Origin of the sequence: Shewanella sp. 4_MG-2023, assembly GCF_030548015.1 — a bacterium.
Lineage (GTDB): Bacteria > Pseudomonadota > Gammaproteobacteria > Enterobacterales > Shewanellaceae > Shewanella.
The window spans coordinates 139,158-157,312 of record NZ_JAUORL010000006.1 but is presented as its reverse complement, the minus strand read 5'-3'; the positions used below and the strand labels follow the sequence as shown (position 1 = coordinate 157,312).

General features: G+C 42.1%; 13 protein-coding genes and 1 pseudogene. 7 read left to right on the top strand and 7 right to left on the bottom strand.

Annotation, left to right across the window (positions count from 1 at the left end; genetic code table 11):
* The first annotated feature begins 99 nt into the window (after positions 1-99).
* Positions 100-1,704: an FG-GAP-like repeat-containing protein gene (locus tag Q4546_RS05210; protein WP_303445829.1), complete on the top strand. Its 1,605-nt coding sequence runs from the start codon at positions 100-102 to the stop codon at positions 1,702-1,704.
* Positions 1,705-2,073: 369 nt separating this feature from the next.
* Here Q4546_RS05210 and Q4546_RS05205 read toward each other — a convergent pair whose 3' ends face one another.
* The 3 genes from Q4546_RS05205 to Q4546_RS05195 form a co-directional block, all read right to left on the bottom strand.
* The gene (locus Q4546_RS05205) at positions 2,074-2,583 is read right to left on the bottom strand and encodes a hypothetical protein (RefSeq protein WP_102436849.1); all 510 of its coding nucleotides are present in this window, start codon (positions 2,581-2,583) and stop codon (positions 2,074-2,076) included.
* Positions 2,584-2,700: 117 nt separating this feature from the next.
* Entirely contained in the window at positions 2,701-3,594 is an 894-nt protein-coding gene (locus Q4546_RS05200) for a LysR family transcriptional regulator (protein ID WP_102436851.1), read from the bottom strand.
* 644 nt (positions 3,595-4,238) lie between these two features.
* Entirely contained in the window at positions 4,239-5,615 is a 1,377-nt protein-coding gene (locus Q4546_RS05195; RefSeq protein WP_102477137.1) for an L-serine ammonia-lyase, read from the bottom strand.
* Positions 5,616-6,049: 434 nt separating this feature from the next.
* Between Q4546_RS05195 and nagZ the strand changes: the two genes are divergently transcribed.
* The gene (gene nagZ / locus Q4546_RS05190) at positions 6,050-7,072 is read left to right on the top strand and encodes a beta-N-acetylhexosaminidase (RefSeq protein WP_102436857.1); all 1,023 of its coding nucleotides are present in this window, start codon (positions 6,050-6,052) and stop codon (positions 7,070-7,072) included.
* A gap of 308 nt (positions 7,073-7,380) precedes the next feature.
* Here the strand turns inward: nagZ and Q4546_RS05185 are convergent, their stop codons facing one another.
* The 3 genes from Q4546_RS05185 to Q4546_RS05175 form a co-directional block, all read right to left on the bottom strand.
* Positions 7,381-8,520: a peptidoglycan binding protein CsiV gene (locus tag Q4546_RS05185; protein ID WP_303445828.1), complete on the bottom strand. Its 1,140-nt coding sequence runs from the start codon at positions 8,518-8,520 to the stop codon at positions 7,381-7,383.
* Positions 8,520-12,035, bottom strand: a complete 3,516-nt coding sequence (gene mfd, locus Q4546_RS05180) for a transcription-repair coupling factor (RefSeq protein ID WP_102436860.1) — start codon at positions 12,033-12,035, stop codon at positions 8,520-8,522. Before mfd ends, Q4546_RS05185 begins: the two co-directional genes overlap by 1 nt.
* A 165-nt stretch (positions 12,036-12,200) precedes the next feature.
* Positions 12,201-12,818: a hypothetical protein gene (locus Q4546_RS05175; RefSeq protein WP_102436862.1), complete on the bottom strand. Its 618-nt coding sequence runs from the start codon at positions 12,816-12,818 to the stop codon at positions 12,201-12,203.
* Between the two features lie 134 nt (positions 12,819-12,952).
* Here Q4546_RS05175 and Q4546_RS05170 point away from each other — a divergent pair, with 134 nt between their 5' ends.
* From Q4546_RS05170 to lolE, 3 genes are read left to right on the top strand one after another with little or no spacing between them, the layout of a single operon-like run.
* On the top strand, positions 12,953-14,185 hold the full coding sequence (locus Q4546_RS05170; protein ID WP_102519639.1) for a lipoprotein-releasing ABC transporter permease subunit: 1,233 nt from the start codon (positions 12,953-12,955) through the stop codon (positions 14,183-14,185).
* Positions 14,185-14,883 (top strand): lipoprotein-releasing ABC transporter ATP-binding protein LolD, encoded by a 699-nt coding sequence (gene lolD, locus Q4546_RS05165; RefSeq protein WP_102436866.1) that lies wholly within the window; start codon positions 14,185-14,187, stop codon positions 14,881-14,883. The genes Q4546_RS05170 and lolD overlap by 1 nt, the downstream gene beginning before the upstream one ends.
* Positions 14,883-16,130, top strand: a complete 1,248-nt coding sequence (gene lolE, locus Q4546_RS05160) for a lipoprotein-releasing ABC transporter permease subunit LolE (protein WP_303414224.1) — start codon at positions 14,883-14,885, stop codon at positions 16,128-16,130. The genes lolD and lolE overlap by 1 nt, the downstream gene beginning before the upstream one ends.
* 207 nt (positions 16,131-16,337) lie before the next feature.
* On the opposite strand, the gene Q4546_RS05155 is transcribed toward lolE, so the two are convergent.
* Positions 16,338-16,829: a hypothetical protein gene (locus Q4546_RS05155; RefSeq protein ID WP_241900997.1), complete on the bottom strand. Its 492-nt coding sequence runs from the start codon at positions 16,827-16,829 to the stop codon at positions 16,338-16,340.
* A gap of 168 nt (positions 16,830-16,997) precedes the next feature.
* Between Q4546_RS05155 and Q4546_RS05150 the strand changes: the two genes are divergently transcribed.
* Entirely contained in the window at positions 16,998-17,540 is a 543-nt protein-coding gene (locus tag Q4546_RS05150; RefSeq protein WP_303414222.1) for a DUF924 family protein, read from the top strand.
* A 177-nt stretch (positions 17,541-17,717) separates the two neighbouring features.
* Positions 17,718-17,960 (top strand): annotated as a pseudogene (locus tag Q4546_RS05145) (transposase); the annotation flags it as partial.
* Positions 17,961-18,155 lie beyond the last annotated feature (195 nt).

The window sequence follows — 18,155 nt, the reverse complement described above, 5'->3', positions numbered from 1 at the left end:
ATCATTATTAAAAGTGCGCAAGGTCACATTTTGATAGCGACCTAAACAGCCTCGATATATCCAAATTAACAATAACAACTTCAGCAATAGGGAATACTGATGGATTACAATAAATCGCGACCAAACTTATTCACACTTCTCGTAACAATAACACTGGCGCTGCAAGCTTGCGGCGGTTCAGATGATAGTACTGGCTTACCCACAGACGAGATAGTCAATCCACCAACCAGCACACCGCCGCAGACCACTCCCACTGAACCCAGTTTAGGCGACTTTGTAGCATTTGGCCCAAGTGAGGTTGTTCGTATTGCCGAAGGTGAGTCTGGTTTTTTAGCAGATTTGGACAGTGGCGATCGTTTTGGCCGCGATCATGACAATGCCGGTGATATTAATGGTGATGGTATTGATGATTTGGTCGTCGGTGCTCGCTCGGATGATGACGGCGCAACGGATGCCGGTGCTGTGTATATTTTATTTATGAATCAAGACGGTACCGTCAAGGCAAATCAAAAAATCTCCATGGTGCAAGGCCGGTTTTCAGCTAGCCTAGATGAGGGCGATTTTTTTGGTTATGGCGTTGCTGGCATTGGTGATTACAACGGCGATACTATTCCCGATATTGCCGTATCGGCGCCCGCAGCCAGTATACCGGCTGTGTACATTCTGCACCTTAATCGCGATGGCACAGTCAAATCCATGGTTAAAAATGGCGGTATTGTGGCTCAAGGTCTGAGCGCTATTGGGGATATAAATGAAGACGGTAAAATCGATTTAGTGGCCGCCCAACCCAGTAGTGTTGATGGTGGCAGCATTCAACTGTTATTTTTTGATGAAAATGCAGAGGTTATTGATGATGATATCGTCACCATAGGTAGCAATAAGGGTGGCTTTGGTGATGGGTTAACTGCCAATGATAGTTTTGGCGGTCGAGAGTCAGCGTTGCTTGGGGATCTTGATAATAATGGTACTCAAGAGCTCGCAGTCGGTGCATTTGAGTCAGACAGTGGTATGGGTGCTATTTGGGTTTTGTCGCTTGATAGCGACACTTATGAAGTTGTAGATAAACTGAAAATTGCTCCAGGTCTAGCAGGCTTTGATGAAACCATTCCCTTAGATTCAAACCCTAATGGCACTGCTGGTGGACACTTTGGCCATGCCTTAGTGGCAGCTGGTGATTTAAATGGTGATGGCGTGGCCGATTTAATCACTGGCGCGAATCAATATGGCGCAGGGGTGGGCTATGTATTGTATTTAAACCCCGATAAAAGCGTTAAATCTTATAGCCGCATTAATGAAACCGAGGGCGGCTTTGATTTATCTTTAGCTTCAGAGGAACGTTTTAGCCGCTCAATGTCATTGGTTGATACTAATAGAGAGCAGGGCACTATTACTGTCAACATGGGCGGCGGCGCAGGTGTGACAGGGGCAATATATGCCTTAAGGTTTCAAGCATGTGATTTTAGCATTGAAGCTGAAAATACTTTTTGGAGTGAAGGTAATACACTGTTTTCTAACTGGGATCATGGTAGTCAAACCGTAACCGATGCATTAAATTTTGAGCAATGTAGCGTTAAAGCCTTTGAATATAATGGCACCAATATAACGGCCAAAGTAGAGGATGGTCGCTGTATTATCAAAGATGGTAGTGCAGTATTGAGTATCAGCGATGAAGGCAGTCAAGCCTATCGCCGCCAATGCCTATGAAGCGTTTTAACTGTTTATTGAAAGCGTTTGGAAAACTAAGGTATAAATAAGGCTTAAGTAGCTAAAGTCTAATTAATAATGACTTAATTAAAGCAATGATTTATTACGGGCATGATTAACACTGTTTGTGTTCATCTTGCCCTTATTAATTAGTCATCCTGCCCTTATTGATTAGGGCTAAATCGACCGGACGAGTCATCATAGTATATGAGTGACTACGGTCATCAATCCTGAGCATGTTACTGCACAAAAACAAAACGCAGTACTAATACTCAGTACTAATACTCAGTACTAATACTCAGTACTAATACTCAGTACTAAAATTAAGTACTAAAATTAAGTACTAAAATTAAGTACTAAAATTAAGTACTATAGCTCAGTGACATGTTCGCCAAAATACCACACCTTTCGAAAAGGGCCTTTATTATCTTTGGCTAAGGCTTTGACATTGTTAACTAATACATCATCGGTAAGTAAGGTTCTGCCGACATTATAAATCAGTAAATCAATGGGCTCTGATACCGAGTAGCGTTTATTGATCTTCTTTTTATAGGTTTCAGAGGTGTAATCTTTAATGTCAGTGTCGCTAGGGTAATTAGTTGTACTGCTTGATGTGGCAGTGCTTTTGTCTGTGCTTTTTTCTGCGCTTAAGTCATTGCAATTAATGCTTTTAGGGTGCGAGATGGCTTTGGCCACATCTTCAGAGCAAGCCTCAGTTAATTCAAAGTAAATAACCTTGCCATCGGTCATGCATTTTAAATCAGGCTTTCCTTCTTCAGGGGACTGTTTTTCAACCGATTGAAAATTTAGCCCTGCAGCTGCTGCAAAGCGAACAAAAATGCTTTTTTCGATCTTACCTTTTTCATATTCAGAGCCCATAGGGTGTACTCAGCTTAAATTCAAATAACCTAATAAGTATAGCTGGCGAATTTAAGCTGCAAAGTTAACCTTACTTAGCGTCATGACCCTTATTAGTGCGATGATTTACAGAGCAAGTTAACTATCTTCTTTATAAGATGGTTTTGCTTGAGCAATAAAAGCCGCGGCCGCAGCGGTTAAGGGTAAATTTTTACGCCAAATAAAGGCTAACTCCCAAGCGACCTGTTCAGCTAAGGGAATAAAAATTAATTTTTTTGAGGTAACTCGCTTACAAATCGGTGCCGGTAAGATGGCAAAAGCCATTTTGGCCTTGGCCATTGCCGCCATAAATTCCCACTGCCCAGTTTGAGACACCACATTGAGCTTGAAACCGGCATCTTGGCAACTTTGACTGATCACTTTACCGATAGAGAATTGGTCGTTGTATTGCACAAAAGGCAGTCCGGTGAGATCTTGCCAATGAATACAGCTGTGATTTGCCAGTTCATGCTCAACATGCACGCATACATTGAGTGGGTAACTTTGCAGCTGTAAGATATTAAATTCGTCAGTGTTACTGCATGGCAAAGCGGTTACGCCAATATCTAAACTGTCATTGAGTAGGGCTTTTTCGACCGCAACGCCGCCAACCTCCAACACATTGACATCAATGCCGGGATAAGTGCGAGTAAAAGATGCCAGCATATTAATAAACATCCCGCCAGTCATAGGGCTTAAACCTAAGCGCAGACGACCAATTCTTAAACCGGTTAATGCATTCATATCTTCATACATTCGATTCCACTGACCAACAATTTGCTGAGCGCTCTTAGCCAGTAATAAACCCGCTTCAGTGACTTCCACTTTTTGGTTGTTACGGATCAACAATGTCTGATCAAGGGTTTGTTCCATTTTTTTAATGGTTTTACTCAAGGTCGGCTGCGTCATATAAAGTTGCTCAGCGGCGAGGGTAAAGTGACCAACCTCAATCACAGTTAAAAAACATTGTAAGTTTTTAATTGATATGTTCATGCCAATATGGAATCCAGTAAGTAATTTTTTGTCATTTTACTTATTTATAGCCTAAGAATATAGTCTATTCCATAGAAACCAGTTAACCGTTTAAATTGAAGGAATATGACATGACAGCATTCAAAAATTTATTTGCTAGTGCACTTTTTCTTGCTGCACTTCCTGAAGTAGCTGAAGCTGAAGCTAAAGAAATGCCAGCAGACGCTAAAGAAGCGTAATCAATTTGAGTTGTTAGCCTCCCCACTAATGGCTTACAAATTGATTGAAGATATTGATTCATTACATTTGCTGCTCGCATAAGCTGTGTAAAATCAATAGCTTGCCAGATAGTGAAATATGAATGGCATTTATATTAAATATCATCACGTTTCACAAACATAAAGTCCGTTGGCTAACCACTAACGGACTTTTTGTTTTTGGATTATTTATGATGATGTGAACTAACACCCCTTGTTAACGTTCATGTTCGGCTGTGACTTTCTTGACGGCAACAATGGTTTGAAATCCACCGTTTTCACTTGGTTCTTGTAATAGCCACAAAAAAGAGGCTTGGCAGCCTCTTTTAAATCACGTCTTTAATCTATGAACAGATTAAAGACCAAGATATGAGATTGAGTTAACCTTTAGTGATTAAGATTAAGCGCTTAACACTCAACAATATTTACTGCTAAACCACCTTTGGCGGTTTCTTTGTATTTGCTGCGCATATCTTTACCGGTATCCATCATAGTTTTGATGACTTTGTCTAGGGTGACTTTATGGTTGCCATCGCCGCGCAATGCCATACGTGAAGCGTTGATGGCTTTTACTGCGCCCATGGCATTACGTTCAATACAAGGCACTTGTACTAAGCCGCCAACAGGGTCGCAAGTTAAACCTAAGTTATGTTCCATACCAATTTCAGCTGCATTCTCCACATGTTCGACAGTGCCGCCCATTATTTCAGTGAGTGCACCTGCTGCCATTGAGCAAGCCACGCCCACTTCACCCTGACAGCCTACTTCAGCTCCCGAGATAGAGGCGTTCTTCTTATACAAAATACCAATAGCGGCCGCGGTTAATAAGAAGCGGCAACAGACTTCCTCATCAACTTCTTGAACGAAGGTGTGGTAGTAGCATAATACTGCCGGAATAATGCCAGCAGCGCCATTGGTTGGTGCAGTGACGACCCGATCGCCAGCGGCGTTTTGCTCATTGACAGATAATGCGAATAAATCAACCCAGTCCATGGCGGTTAATGGGTCATTGTTATTACGGCCTTCTGCTTGCAAGCGGCGATATAAAGCTGGCGCGCGGCGGCGCAGCTTTAAACCTCCGGGTAACATGCCTTCTTTTTGGTAACCACGTTCAATACAGGTTTTCATGGTTTGCCAGATATTCCACAAGCCTTGTTTAACGTCCTCTTCGCTGGCAATACTTAGCTCATTTGACATCATGAGTGAAGAAATACTTAAACCATTTTCACAACACAAATCCAGTAACTGCGCGGCAGAATTAAAATCATAAGGGGCGGATTTTATCGGGGTCGCAGGCGAGGCATCACGCTGGGTAATTTCATCTTCATCTAGAATAAATCCGCCGCCGACTGAGTAATATGTGCGCTCATAAATGCATTCACCTTTGCTAAACGCATATAGGGTCATGGCGTTGGCATGGGCAGGCAGGCTTTTACGGCGATGATAGGTAATACCGTTGTCTCGAGTGAACTTGACTAGGCGGCCATCGGCAATTTTAAGGGTTTGTTCGGCTGAAACTTTTTCCAGTATGGCATCAATCGCATCGGTATCTACGGTATCAGGATCTTCACCCATTAAGCCCAAAATGACCGCTTTACCAGTTCCATGGCCTTTACCTGTTTGGCCTAAAGAGCCAAACAGTTGCGATTGTAGTTCGTCAGTTTGTGCCAGCAAGCCTTGATCGCTTAAGTGCTGCATAAATAATTTACCCGCTTTCATCGGGCCAACAGTATGGGAGCTTGAAGGCCCAATACCGATTTTGAACATATCAAATACACTAATCATTGTTATTAACCTTTAATCAGTTTTTATTATTTTAGTCGTTTAAATTTTTTGGCGTTTTATTCTAGCGCTCGCAGTGAGTAAAAATTGTGCGGCAATGTTAGTTATCTCCCTGTAACGGGTCATTTTATTGGGAATTTCCTTAGGGAAATTAAAATTTAGCGGCATAATGGCGTTAATTTGGCAGACTAAGTTTGCAATTAACTGCGATTATACCAAGCAATATAGCCTAAGTAGCTGGTATTTTTATCTAGAGCAATGGCGCCATTTAACTGCAGTATCCCATACTTTTTACGAGATACTTCATTAGATTTTCTTATGCATAGTGGTTCAGATTAGGTGAGTTTATTGCAGCGTCAGTTATCAAGGTGTTGTTTTTAAATTTATCAACAATGACAGTGGTAATTAACATTTAACAGGATATTTTAGGAGTAAGCGTGAGTTATCTAATGATGGATTTGGCTGGCGTTACGGTCAGCGAAGAAGAAGCCGAGCTATTAAGCCACGATAAAGTGGGCGGCATTATATTATTTACACGCAATTTTTCTAATAAAGCACAATTACAGGCTTTGATTAAATCTGTTCGACATATTCGCCGTGATTTATTGATTGCGGTTGATCATGAAGGTGGCAGGGTACAACGCTTTCGTGAAGAGTTTACTCTGCTACCAGCCATGGGGGATATTTTGCCTGCCGCCAAGGGCGATATGGCGCTTGCGAAACGTTGGAGCCAAGAGTTAGGCTTTTTAATGGCGATTGAGCTTTTAGCTTGTGATATCGACTTAAGCTTTGCGCCAGTATTAGATGTTAATGGTATCAGTGATGTTATTGGCACTCGCAGCTTTAGCGCCGAACCTGAGCAAGTGACCAGTTTAGCTCACAGCTTTATTCAAGGCATGACTCAAGCGGGTATGGCGACAGTGGGTAAACACTTTCCCGGTCACGGCAGTGTAAAAGCAGATACCCATGTGGCGATGGCTGTAGATACGCGCACTAAAGAGACTATTTTTAATCATGATATGCAGCCTTTTAAGCAGTTAATAGGCCAGCAGCAGCTAAATGGCGTTATGCCTGCCCATGTGGTTTATTCGCAAGTAGATCCAAATCCGGCAGGTTTTTCAAACTATTGGCTGCAACAGGTGCTGCGTAAAGAGCTTAAATTTGACGGGGTGATTTTCTCAGATGATTTAGGCATGAAAGGCGCAAGTTTTGCTGGCGATTATATTGGCAGAGCCCAAGCAGCATTATCAGCAGGTTGTAATATGATTTTGGTTTGTAATGATCCTGAAGGGGTTAAAACCTTATTAACCGAGTTTACTTGGCCTGAGCAATTGTCTGAATTTAAATCTGCACTCGCATTAAGAGCGAATGCTAAGCAGGTGATTAATGCCCTTGAACAGTCTGAGCGCTGGCAACATGCGCAGCAATTGGCAAAGCAAATATTAGCGGCAAAAAAATAATAGAAATTGAGCCTTAGATGATTTTTGAGCGGTTAAGTTTGGCTTGCTGTTAAACGGCAGAGTTTGTTTGCAGTTGCACGATAAATTATGGCTGGTTAATTAACGGCCAGTCACACGTGAGACAATAGTAAAACCGCAGCGCCTATGTTACATATTGATACAGTGAGTTTGGCATGCGACCCAAGCTCACTGTCATATTATTTTAAAAACTTTATTTCTAGGGCTTTTTTAAGTTTTACTAGAGACTTGTGATAACAGCTAATCCTATGATTAGCTGTTTTTTTTCTAGAGGTTTATAGTGGTTTGAGTTAAAAGCTTTTCAGCGTCCGCTCTTCAGTTGCGACTGCGTTTTCAACCATGGATTCAGGGCCGCTTTCTGCCTCAGTATCAACAATAGCATCAACCATGGATTCAGGGCCGCTTTCTGCCTCAGTATCAACAATAGCATCAACAATAGCATCAAGATTGGTATCAGTAACCGCGGTATTTATCTCAGTGTCATCAAGCAATAACGCCACAGGACGAGTTTCCGTCGGTTGTTCCATTTTACGGATTTGCATCACAATGCCGAGCCTTGGATGATCAAAATAATGGATTTCACCACTTCTCACGCGGCGGTTTTGCACCATAGGAATCGATTGTAAAAATGGACTCATTACCTTGTCTATATCAGCTTGCTCAGTGTATTGAAAGTATTCACTGGACGCTGTTTGCTTTTGGATCGGCTGGCGCAGTGCTAAGTTGGTTTCAATAAACAAATAATGACTTAGGTAAATATTAATATTACCGTCTAATTCCCACACTGGAGTGGTTTGAGGCTCTGGCGCTAAACTGGCAAAACTTGAATTAAAATCAAAGCCTGAAAATTCATCCTCTACTTGCTCAGAAATAGCATTGCCAGAATATTCAAAGTCTTCAGAGTAATCTTTACCTGCAAAAATACGTATCGGTTTGGCACGATTACGAGATTGCATATCTTGTTGCCAAGTCAGGTGAAGTAAACTGCGCATGTTTGACTCGCGGCGCACCGCTTGGATGATTTCACCAAATTCACTTTGAGACTCAGCCAGTAATACAGGACCATCACCTAAATAGGCTTGCTGCTCACTCGCAGCAGCAATAGAAAATGGCACTTGGCTTGGAAAGGCGGTTTTGTTGGCGCTCACTAACGGATCTTGGCAGTCGATTTCGCTGCTACTCCAGTCAGTTGAGGTGCAGCCGTTTAAACCTAGTGCAACCCCGGTAATATCGTTACTGATCATTGGGGTGATCAAATCGATATTCTTTCGGTTTGGCGCCGCTGCATTATCGTCTTGCCACTTTTCGACACTGTTGGTTTGTCTTTCAAACACATATACTTCAACCTCAAACCATGTTTTAGCTTGGGCTTGCATTGGTGTCGATAGTGCCGATATAGCGGCAATAGAAAAAGCAATGTTACGCAGCACTATTTAGTTTCTCCAGTACGATGTTTATCAAGTTGCTCGAGCAAGGTCTTAATTAAGTCTAGTCGTTGCTTGCTGGTTTCAGCAGGCAAGGTGAACTTTAACTTATTTGGGCCTTCCATTCGATAAATTTGTGGCTGACTTTGTAATAAGCCAATGATAAACATTGGGTCAATTTTATGGTCGTCACTAAATTCAATGCTGCCACCTTTGGCATGCATTTCAATCTTTGTTGCACCTAAAGCTGTTGCCTGATGCTTATATAAGGTTAATTCCATTAAGTTTTTAGTCGGTTCTGGCAACATGCCAAAACGGTCAATAAACTCAACTTTTAACTCATCAAGCATGCGTTCAGTTTCGCAGTTAGCAATGCGTTTATAAAGCGATAAGCGCATATTAACATCAGAAACATAATCATCAGGCAGTAGCGCTGGAATGCGTAATTCAACTTCACACTGGGATTTAAGCATATAATCTAGTGAAGGCTCTTTACCTTCTTTTAATGCTTTTACTGCTGATTCAAGCATTTCCATGTACAAGCTAAAACCAATTTTAGAAATATGGCCGCTTTGTTCATCACCGAGTAATTCACCGGCGCCGCGAATTTCTAAATCTTGAGTGGCGAGCATAAAGCCTGCACCTAAGTCTTCTAAGGCATCAATGGCGGTTAATCGCTTACGGGCATCTGCGCTCATTAATTTAGGGTGCGGCGTCATCAAATAAGCATATGCTTGGTGATGTGAACGGCCCACACGACCACGTAATTGATGCAATTGTGCTAAACCAAACTTATCCGCTCTGTCGATAATAATGGTGTTAGCACTGGGAACATCAATTCCGGTTTCAATAATGGTGGTACACACCAGCACATTAAAACGTTGGTGATAAAATTCTGACATGACTTTTTCAAGTTCACGTTCGCGCATTTGGCCGTGGGCGGTAACCACTCGAGCTTCAGGCAGTAATTGGCGAATGTTTTCAGCGCATTTTTCAATGGTTTCGACATTATTGTGTAAGAAATAAACTTGCCCACCACGCAAAATTTCACGCAAAATAGCTTCTCTTACCGTGGCTATATCGTACTCACGTACAAAGGTTTTTACTGCTAAGCGCTTAGCCGGTGGGGTGGCAATAATGGATAAATCACGCATACCAGACATGGCCATATTTAGGGTACGTGGAATCGGCGTGGCAGTAAGGGTTAAGATATCGACATTAGCCCGCAGGGCTTTTATCTTTTCTTTTTGGCGCACCCCAAAGCGGTGTTCTTCATCAATAACCAATAAGCCTAAGTTTTCAAAGTTTGCTTCAGCCTGCAGTAACTTATGGGTACCAATGACAATGTCGACTTTGCCATCTGATAATGACTGCAGCACTTGAGTTTGCTCTTTAGCTGAGCGAAACCGCGACATCACTTCAATTACCATTGGCCAATCGGCAAAACGATCTTTAAAGTTTTCATAGTGTTGCTGTGCAAGTAGGGTAGTTGGCACTAACACCACCACCTGTTTACCGGCATTGACCGCCACAAATGCTGCGCGCATCGCAACTTCGGTTTTACCAAAACCAACGTCACCACACACAAGGCGGTCCATGGCCATTGGGGTTTGCATATCGCTTAGTACGGCTTCAATTGCAGTTTCTTGATCGACGGTTTCTTCAAAGGGGAAACCTTGTGAAAATTGGGCATATTCTTCTGCATCAATTTTTAGCGCATCACCCGGGCGAGCTTGGCGTCTAGCGTAAACATCCAGTAATTCAGCCGCCACATCGCGGATTTTTTCAATGGCTTTTTTCTTGGCTTTTGACCAGGTTTCATTACCCAGTTTATTTAATGTCGGCTTTTCATCGGCGCCAATGCTGTAACGGCTAATAAGGTGCAGCGATGACACTGGGACATACAGCTTATCGCCTGCGGTATATTCAAGTTGCAGGTACTCGGCCACTAAGCCGCCCGTATCTAAGGTGACAAGCCCCTGATAAAGCGCAACACCATGCTCTAAATGCACAATAGGCTCGCCGACTTTAAGCTCTGCTAAGTTTTTTACCAGTACATCTGAGCTAACTTGTTTTTGCTTTTCACGGCGACGACGCTGAGAAATTCGTTGGCCAAATAACTCTGTTTCACAAATTACGCTGATATCACCTTTAGGGGTATCAAGTAACATGCAACCTTGTGATAACGGCGAGACGATTAAACCTATGTTGTCTTTAGCGGTTATAAAGGCATTTAAATGGCTAAATAACTTAGGTTTGATGTCAATTTTGCCAAGCAATTCAATTAAGGCTTCACGTCGCCCTTCAGATTCAGCGCTGAATAATAATTGTCCTTTAGTCTGACCTTGGGCCTTGGTGTACGCTTGCAGGTTAATTAACGGCTGTTTGAGCTTATGGTTGGCATTAACATCAGGCAGCCTGGCTACATTTGCCTGCTTGGCTTTTACAATAAGCTCAAGCTCGCCCTCGGCATTTTTGTTAGGCGTGCTAATTTGCGAGCGGGTGTATTTTTTAAAGGCTGCAAATAACTCATCGGTGAGTATGTATAGCTCTTGGGGCGCCAGTAACGGTCTTAACGGGTCAACGCGGCGATCTTCATAGCGAGTTTTAATTTCAGTTAAATGATGCTCACTGGCTTGTTCAATATCCCCAAGGGTGATCAGTTGAGTATCCTGAGGAATATAGTCAAATAAAGTGGCGCACTCTTCAAAAAATAGCGGTAAATAGTTTTCAATACCCGCGGGCATTAAATTACGGCTCACTTGCTGATAAACCGATTCCGCTTCTTTTGAAATCACTTCAAAGCGGCGACGGTAACGTTGTCTAAAGCCTTCAATACCCGCTGTATCGGTAGGGAACTCTTTTGCGGGCAACATGCGTATTGAATCAATTTCTTCTTTTGAGCGCTGAGAGTCCACATCAAAATAGCGGATGGTTTCTACTTCATCGTCAAATAATTCAATGCGCAAAGGCTGGGAAGATCCCGTAGGGAAAATATCTAAAATCGAGCCACGGATCGCAAACTCACCATGCTCATAAACTTGATCAACCAAGTAGTAGCCGGTGTCGGTTAGGTGCTGCCTAACCTGCTGTAAGCCGTAAATGTCACCTTTTTTAAGTAGCATGACATTGGAGGTTAAAAACGATTTTGGCGGTAACTTCACCATCAAGGTGTTCACCGGTACGATTATCACATTGTGATGTGACTGGCTCATTTTTGCCAAGGTTTCTAAGCGCTGTGAAATCAAGTCTTGATGGGGCGAGAAGCTGTCGTAAGGCAGGGTTTCTCTATCTGGGAATAAACACACATTGATGTCAGATTCTGCCAGAAGGTAACCCAGTTCAACCTCAAGCTGTAATGCGCTTGGGGTGTCATTGGTAACAACCAGACTAGTACCCGAATGCTGGGAAATTAGGCTAGAAAGCGTAATAGCTTGTGAGACCCCCCCCAGTGTTGTTAAGGTTTGAAACTGTTGGCCTTTTTTTACACTTGGCGGTGTTAGAACGCTAAAATTCTTCATTGAATATCTAACTAACTTCTTTTATAAAAGTGATAAATTTAGCCCGCAGATTGTGATCATCAAAACCAATCAGGCTTGGCTAAATTTGTATTGGCGATAGTTGATTAGCACCAGATTATGATAGCTATTATAAGCAAGCTTAAAACAATATGCAGGCAATATGTGTTATTTGGCTGCTTGTTGGCGAATTTGTTTGCGCTGCTGAAGCATTTTTTGCTGCACTGTTAAGCTGGCTTTAACCAGTTGCTCTACATCGGCATCTAAAATCTGACTAAAATCTAAGCTGACGGCATATTGTGGCTGATTTCTTTTATTATTTTGCTCTGCGTCATCATCAAAGTTAATGAGCTTGCATTGGCTCACCTGACAAAGACACAAAATGGCCACTAACTCGCTACTGATATAAATCGAGGTTTTAAAATACTCACCAATGGTCAGTGGCTTAGGGGTAATTAAACTGATGCCGCTACCACCAAAATGGCTGCCTTGGAATTTTTCACCGCTTTGGACTTCTTTTTCTAGCACATGATGCAGCACTAAATCTACTTTACGTGATTGCAGTTTAAGAAAGTCGACCACAGCTTTAGCATCGTTATCAATACTTCTTAATTGCAGTAAACAGCTTGCTTCTAACTCTTTGACTTCTGATAGTAATTTAAGCCCAACCGATTGCATCGAGCGTAAGTCTTGTTCAGACGGAATGCCTTGAGAACCTGACCAGTTTTCAAGATAAACAGCAAAGTCATGGGGCACGGTAAAATATGCATTGGATTCAGTTAACAAGGTTTGTCTCTTTATTTATCAGACTAATACCCCTATTATCATGCCCATCTTAATGATTTAGCAAGTTTTAGCCTTTGTGTTAAATTAAACTGCTGTTTTTTATTCCAATAAACACCAAGGATGCACTTTTCTTTATGAACTTTCGGTTTTCATTATTCATGGGCTACCGCTATTGGCGGACGCGTAAAGCCAATGCTTTTGCATCTTTCATTACTTTTTTTGCGGTATCGGGCATTTTTTTAGGGGTAGCCGCGCTGATCATTGTCAGCTCAGTGATGAACGGTCTAGAAGGTCAGCTTAAACAGCGAATTTTAGGCGCAGTGCCACAACTAACCCTCATTAATGATGCAGGCTTTAGTGATTGGCAAACCCAAGCTAAGTCGTTAACAACATTGCCGCAAGTACAAGGGCTCGCACCCACGGTGACCACTCAAGCTATGGTGCAATCAAGTAAAAATATCAGCGCTGTACAAGTGTATGGTGTGTTCCCTGAGTATGAGCAAAACCTTTCAGCCATCGTTGCCAATACCTATTCCAGCGCTTTTGAGCAGCTCACTCCAGGTAGTTACAACGTGGTGCTAGGCAGCGACCTTGCCAGAAAATTATCCATCAATGTTGGTGACAAAATCCGCATTTTAAGTGGCGATGGGGTGGTGTACTCACCATTAGGCCCCGTGCCAAGCCAGCGTAAATTTACCGTGGCAGGTTTATTTGAAATGGGCTCGCAAGTGGATGGAGTATTAGCCTATGTGCATTATCAAGATGCAAGACGGTTAATGCGTGTAAGCCCCAGTGAAATTAATGAATTACGGGTTTACTTAACCGATCCCTTCATCGCCCCTGAAATGGGCGTTACATTGACAGATAAATTAGCTCAGCAAGGCATAGCTATTGAAACCCGCGATTGGCGCGATGATTTTGGCCATTTATTTGCTGCGGTAAAAATGGAAAAAAACATGATGTCATTGATGCTCAGTTTAATCGTTGCCGTGGCGGCGTTTAATATTGTGTCGGCATTAGTGATGATGGTAATAGATAAAACCACCGATGTAGCAGTGCTAAAAACCCAAGGCTTAACGACGCAATCGGTGATGAACATCTTTATTGTTCAGGGCTCACTGAATGCCATTATTGGTTTGGCATTAGGCACCTTAGCTGGGGTCACAATTACTTTAAATTTAAATAGTATGCTTAATGTCTTGGGTATATCAGTACTTGGAGTAGGGCAAAATTTACCGGTGATCATAGCAAGTCAACAAATTATGGTCATTGTTGTTGGCACTCTTATCATGACATTACTTGCCACCATTTATCCCGCATTAACGGCTGCGCGAGTGCAACCTGCAACAGCCTTGAGATATGAATAATGAATAAACAACCAGTAGTATTAGAAGTTAACAAGGTCACTAAGCAATTTCATGACGGTGAAACCACCACCAAGGTGCTTTCGAGCGTTGATTTAACGGTTTATCAAGGTGAGCAATTGGCCATTGTCGGCACCTCTGGCTCAGGTAAAAGTACCTTACTGCATATTATGGGCACCTTAGATATCCCAACATCTGGCACCGTGAAGCTAGATGGTGAAGACCTTTATCAGCTAAGCGCAGCTAGACAAGCTGAAGTCAGAAATAAAGACTTAGGCTTTATTTATCAATTCCATCACCTATTACCTGAGTTTTCTGCGCTTGAAAATGTCGCCATGCCAGCGTTTATTCAAGGTCGAGATAAAAAGCAATCGTTAGCTGAAGCTACAGCCTTATTAGAGAGAGTTGGACTAGGGCATCGTTTAGAGCATATTCCTGCGCAGCTTTCAGGCGGCGAGCGCCAACGTGTCGCCATTGCACGGGCGCTGATTAATAAACCCAAGTTAGTATTGGCCGATGAGCCAACCGGTAACTTAGATGCCAGCAGCGGCGATAGTGTGTACGAACTGATTCGTGAGCTTGCTCAGCAACTGGGCACAGCCTTTGTAGTGGTAACCCATGATTATAAATTAGCAGCGAAAATGGATCGTCAATTAACCATGAAAGACGGCGTTTTACAGCAAGTAGCGGAAGAGAAATAATGAAGTCATTACTGCCACTGGTTATCGGTTGGCGTTTTTATCGCGCAAGACAATCTAACGGCTTTATTGGCTTTATTTCATTTGCCTCCACCGCAGGTATTGCGCTGGGTGTGGCAGTGTTAATTTTAGTGTTATCAGCCATGAATGGCTTTGAACGTGAATTAGAGCAGAGGTTATTAGGCGTTGTTGCACATGGTGAACTGCTGAGCGTTAACGAGCCATTACATGACTGGCAAGGCATTGCAGAAACGGCTAAAAGCATGCCAGAAATTGTTGCTACCGCGCCGTTTATTAAAATGCAGGGCTTGGTACAAAAGCCGGGCGGCTTTCAAGGGCTAGAGCTTAATGGTATTGAGCCAGAACTTGAAAAAGAGGTTTCAACCATTGATGAATTTATGCCAGCACAGGCGTGGGCCTCTTTAAGTACTCACTCCAACAACATTGTCGTTGGTCGCAGCTTATTAGACAAACTTGGTTTAAAGGTCGGTGACACCTTATCAATGTACACCCCAGATATGGGGCAAACCAATAAGTTAACTGCGGCGAAAAGTCATCGCTTTGTGGTTGCTGGTGTGTATGACTTGGGTGGAGAAATAGAATCAACTCAAGCCTATGTGTCTTTGCCGTATCTTGCTGAAGTACTGAAACTGCCTGTGGGCTCAGTGACAGGCCTGCGCATTACGGTTAATAAAGTTTTCAGTGCGCCGCGCATTACTCGCGATTTGGGTTATGCACAAAATCAGTATTTGCATTTAAATAACTGGACTCGTTCACAAGGGCATTTATATCAAGATATTCAGCTGGTTAGAATGGTGATGTATTTGGTACTTGCACTGGTGATTGCCGTGGCTTGTTTTAATATTGTTTCTACTTTGGTGATGGCAGTGCGAGATAAAAGCGCCGAAATCGCTATTTTGATGACAATGGGATTAAAGCGTGCCCAAGTGATGGCGATATTTATTATGCAAGGTGCACTCAATGGTGCTTTAGGTTGCACTATTGGCGCTGCTATAGGCGTGACATTGGCACTTAATCTGAGTGCGTTTGCCAATGCTGTTGAGCAATTTTTTGGGATTAAATTACTAGAATCTGATATTTACTTTATCGACTTCTTGCCGTCACAGCTACAGCAACAAGATGTGTTAGTGGTTGTTGGTATGGGCTTTGTGATGAGTTTACTGGCGACTATTTATCCGGCCTATAAAGCAACCAAAATAGCGCCAGCAACGGCATTAGCAGGGCGATGAATTGACTAGGTGTTAGGTCTTGAATCACTGCCTTGAAAAGCAGAGATAAAAACGCGCTCTAGCGCGTTTTTTATTGGTTAAAATTTAATTTCAATTGCGTAACTAGGCGCTTACAACAAGCACTGACAATTGGCTATGAGAATAGGCTATGACAATCGCTATTGATAACATCAATTAAAACAGCGTTCCAAACTCAGTCTAAACACATCAGTTAAACAAGCTTTTAAAGTAATGCCAAATCCCTAACGAGGTATCAGGAAACAAGTCGATACCTAAGGCAGACTTTAATAAATACAGAGCTAACAAACCAAATAACATGCTGAAAAGTATAAAACCGGTGACAGTGGTAATCATCATCACTAGCGATATTCGTTTTTCGCGGCGAGTATAGGCGCGTTTGTTTTTACCTAATAATAAGACGTAATAAAAACGCCATTTAATAAAAGGAAACTTAAAGGTGCCACGGCTATCAAGAAAGTGACCACCCCAAGTCGATGGACCCAAGGCTTGCTTAATCGCATTGAGCTGCGCATCAGTAAAACTATCAGCAATATCTGACGGCGAACGCTTAAGCATTTTTGCAATGAGAGGATCTTGCCTAATAGACTTAGGCGAAGCCGCTGTCACTTTAGGTTGAACTTCATTGTTAATGTCAGTTTTAGCGGTTTTTTTAGCTACATCCGTATTGCTTTGTGGCATATATTTTCCATAATTATCAAACAAAATAGCAGTCATTGTATTTTGGTATCAGCCAGTTATTAGCGTAAGGTCGGCTTTATTATGACTAAGCTAAACCTGATTTTAATCTAGCATAGAATAAACCCTAGAATACGCCCCAAAAATTTATTTTTACCACGAGGAGTTTGAATGGATGAGGTAAAGCAGGTTATTAACTTTTGGTTTACTGAAATTGAGCCTGCCCAATGGTTTAAAAAAGATGTTAGCTTTGATGAATTAATTCGCACAGGCTTTGGTAAGTTACATACTCAAGCCATAGCGGGGGAATTATGGTTATGGCGTCAGCATCTGCAAGGGCGCTTAGCTGAAATTATCATATTGGATCAGTTCTCCCGCAATATTTACCGTGATGATGCTCGAGCATTTAGCGCTGATCCCATGGCATTAGCCTTAGCCCAAGAGGCCATTTTACAGGGGCTTGATCAACAATTAACCGCAATCGAGCGAACTTTTTTGTATATGCCCTATATGCACAGTGAGTCGTTAAAAGTGCATCAACAAGGGTTAGCGCTATTTAAAAGTAATGGGCTTGAATCTAATTATCAATTTGAATTAAAACACTTAAAAATTATTGAACGTTTTGGCCGTTACCCCCATCGAAATGAGTTGCTTGGTCGAACATCAACCATAGAAGAATTAGCTTTTTTAGCACAGCCTGGTTCGTCTTTTTAGTTTTATGGCGTATCGACGAGTGCGAAGGTTTGTTTAAAAGACTTTAGTCACGCAGCACAAACCATAAAATTTTTTTAATAATTCTTTAGAGGATTTTCTTTTCATTATTTGTACTACCTAATCTAAATTTTAAGTTTTTGGGAATCATATTTGCCCCTAATTAGTTGAACAAGTGTGCTGGTTTAAGATACAGGGCTAATTATTCGAGAAGATAAACGCGGCGTCATTAGCGCGAGTAGTCAGAATATCCTCAATAGGCTGAACATTCCCGCAGAGAATAGGCTTAAAATCACCACTGAGTTTGGCGCTTTATTCAAAGGTGCAGTAGGGGCGTTACCTGCATTAACAGATTATTGTGAGCATTTAGACCGTAAACGACGACAAGGTGCAGCTAACTGTCAGCGCTGGTTGTGCGCTTAATAAATCATTTCTTAATCTCAAATAACAGCATTTTCCACTTGATTGATATCAAGCTTTTCTGCTGGATTGAATTTAGTTTATGAGTTAATTTTGGCGACTAAAGATGAAATATTCAGTCCTTTGGCTGGAATAATCCCATCAGTTAATGAATGTAGGTGTTAGCAACTTAAAACGAAAGGCGTGATGTTATAACTT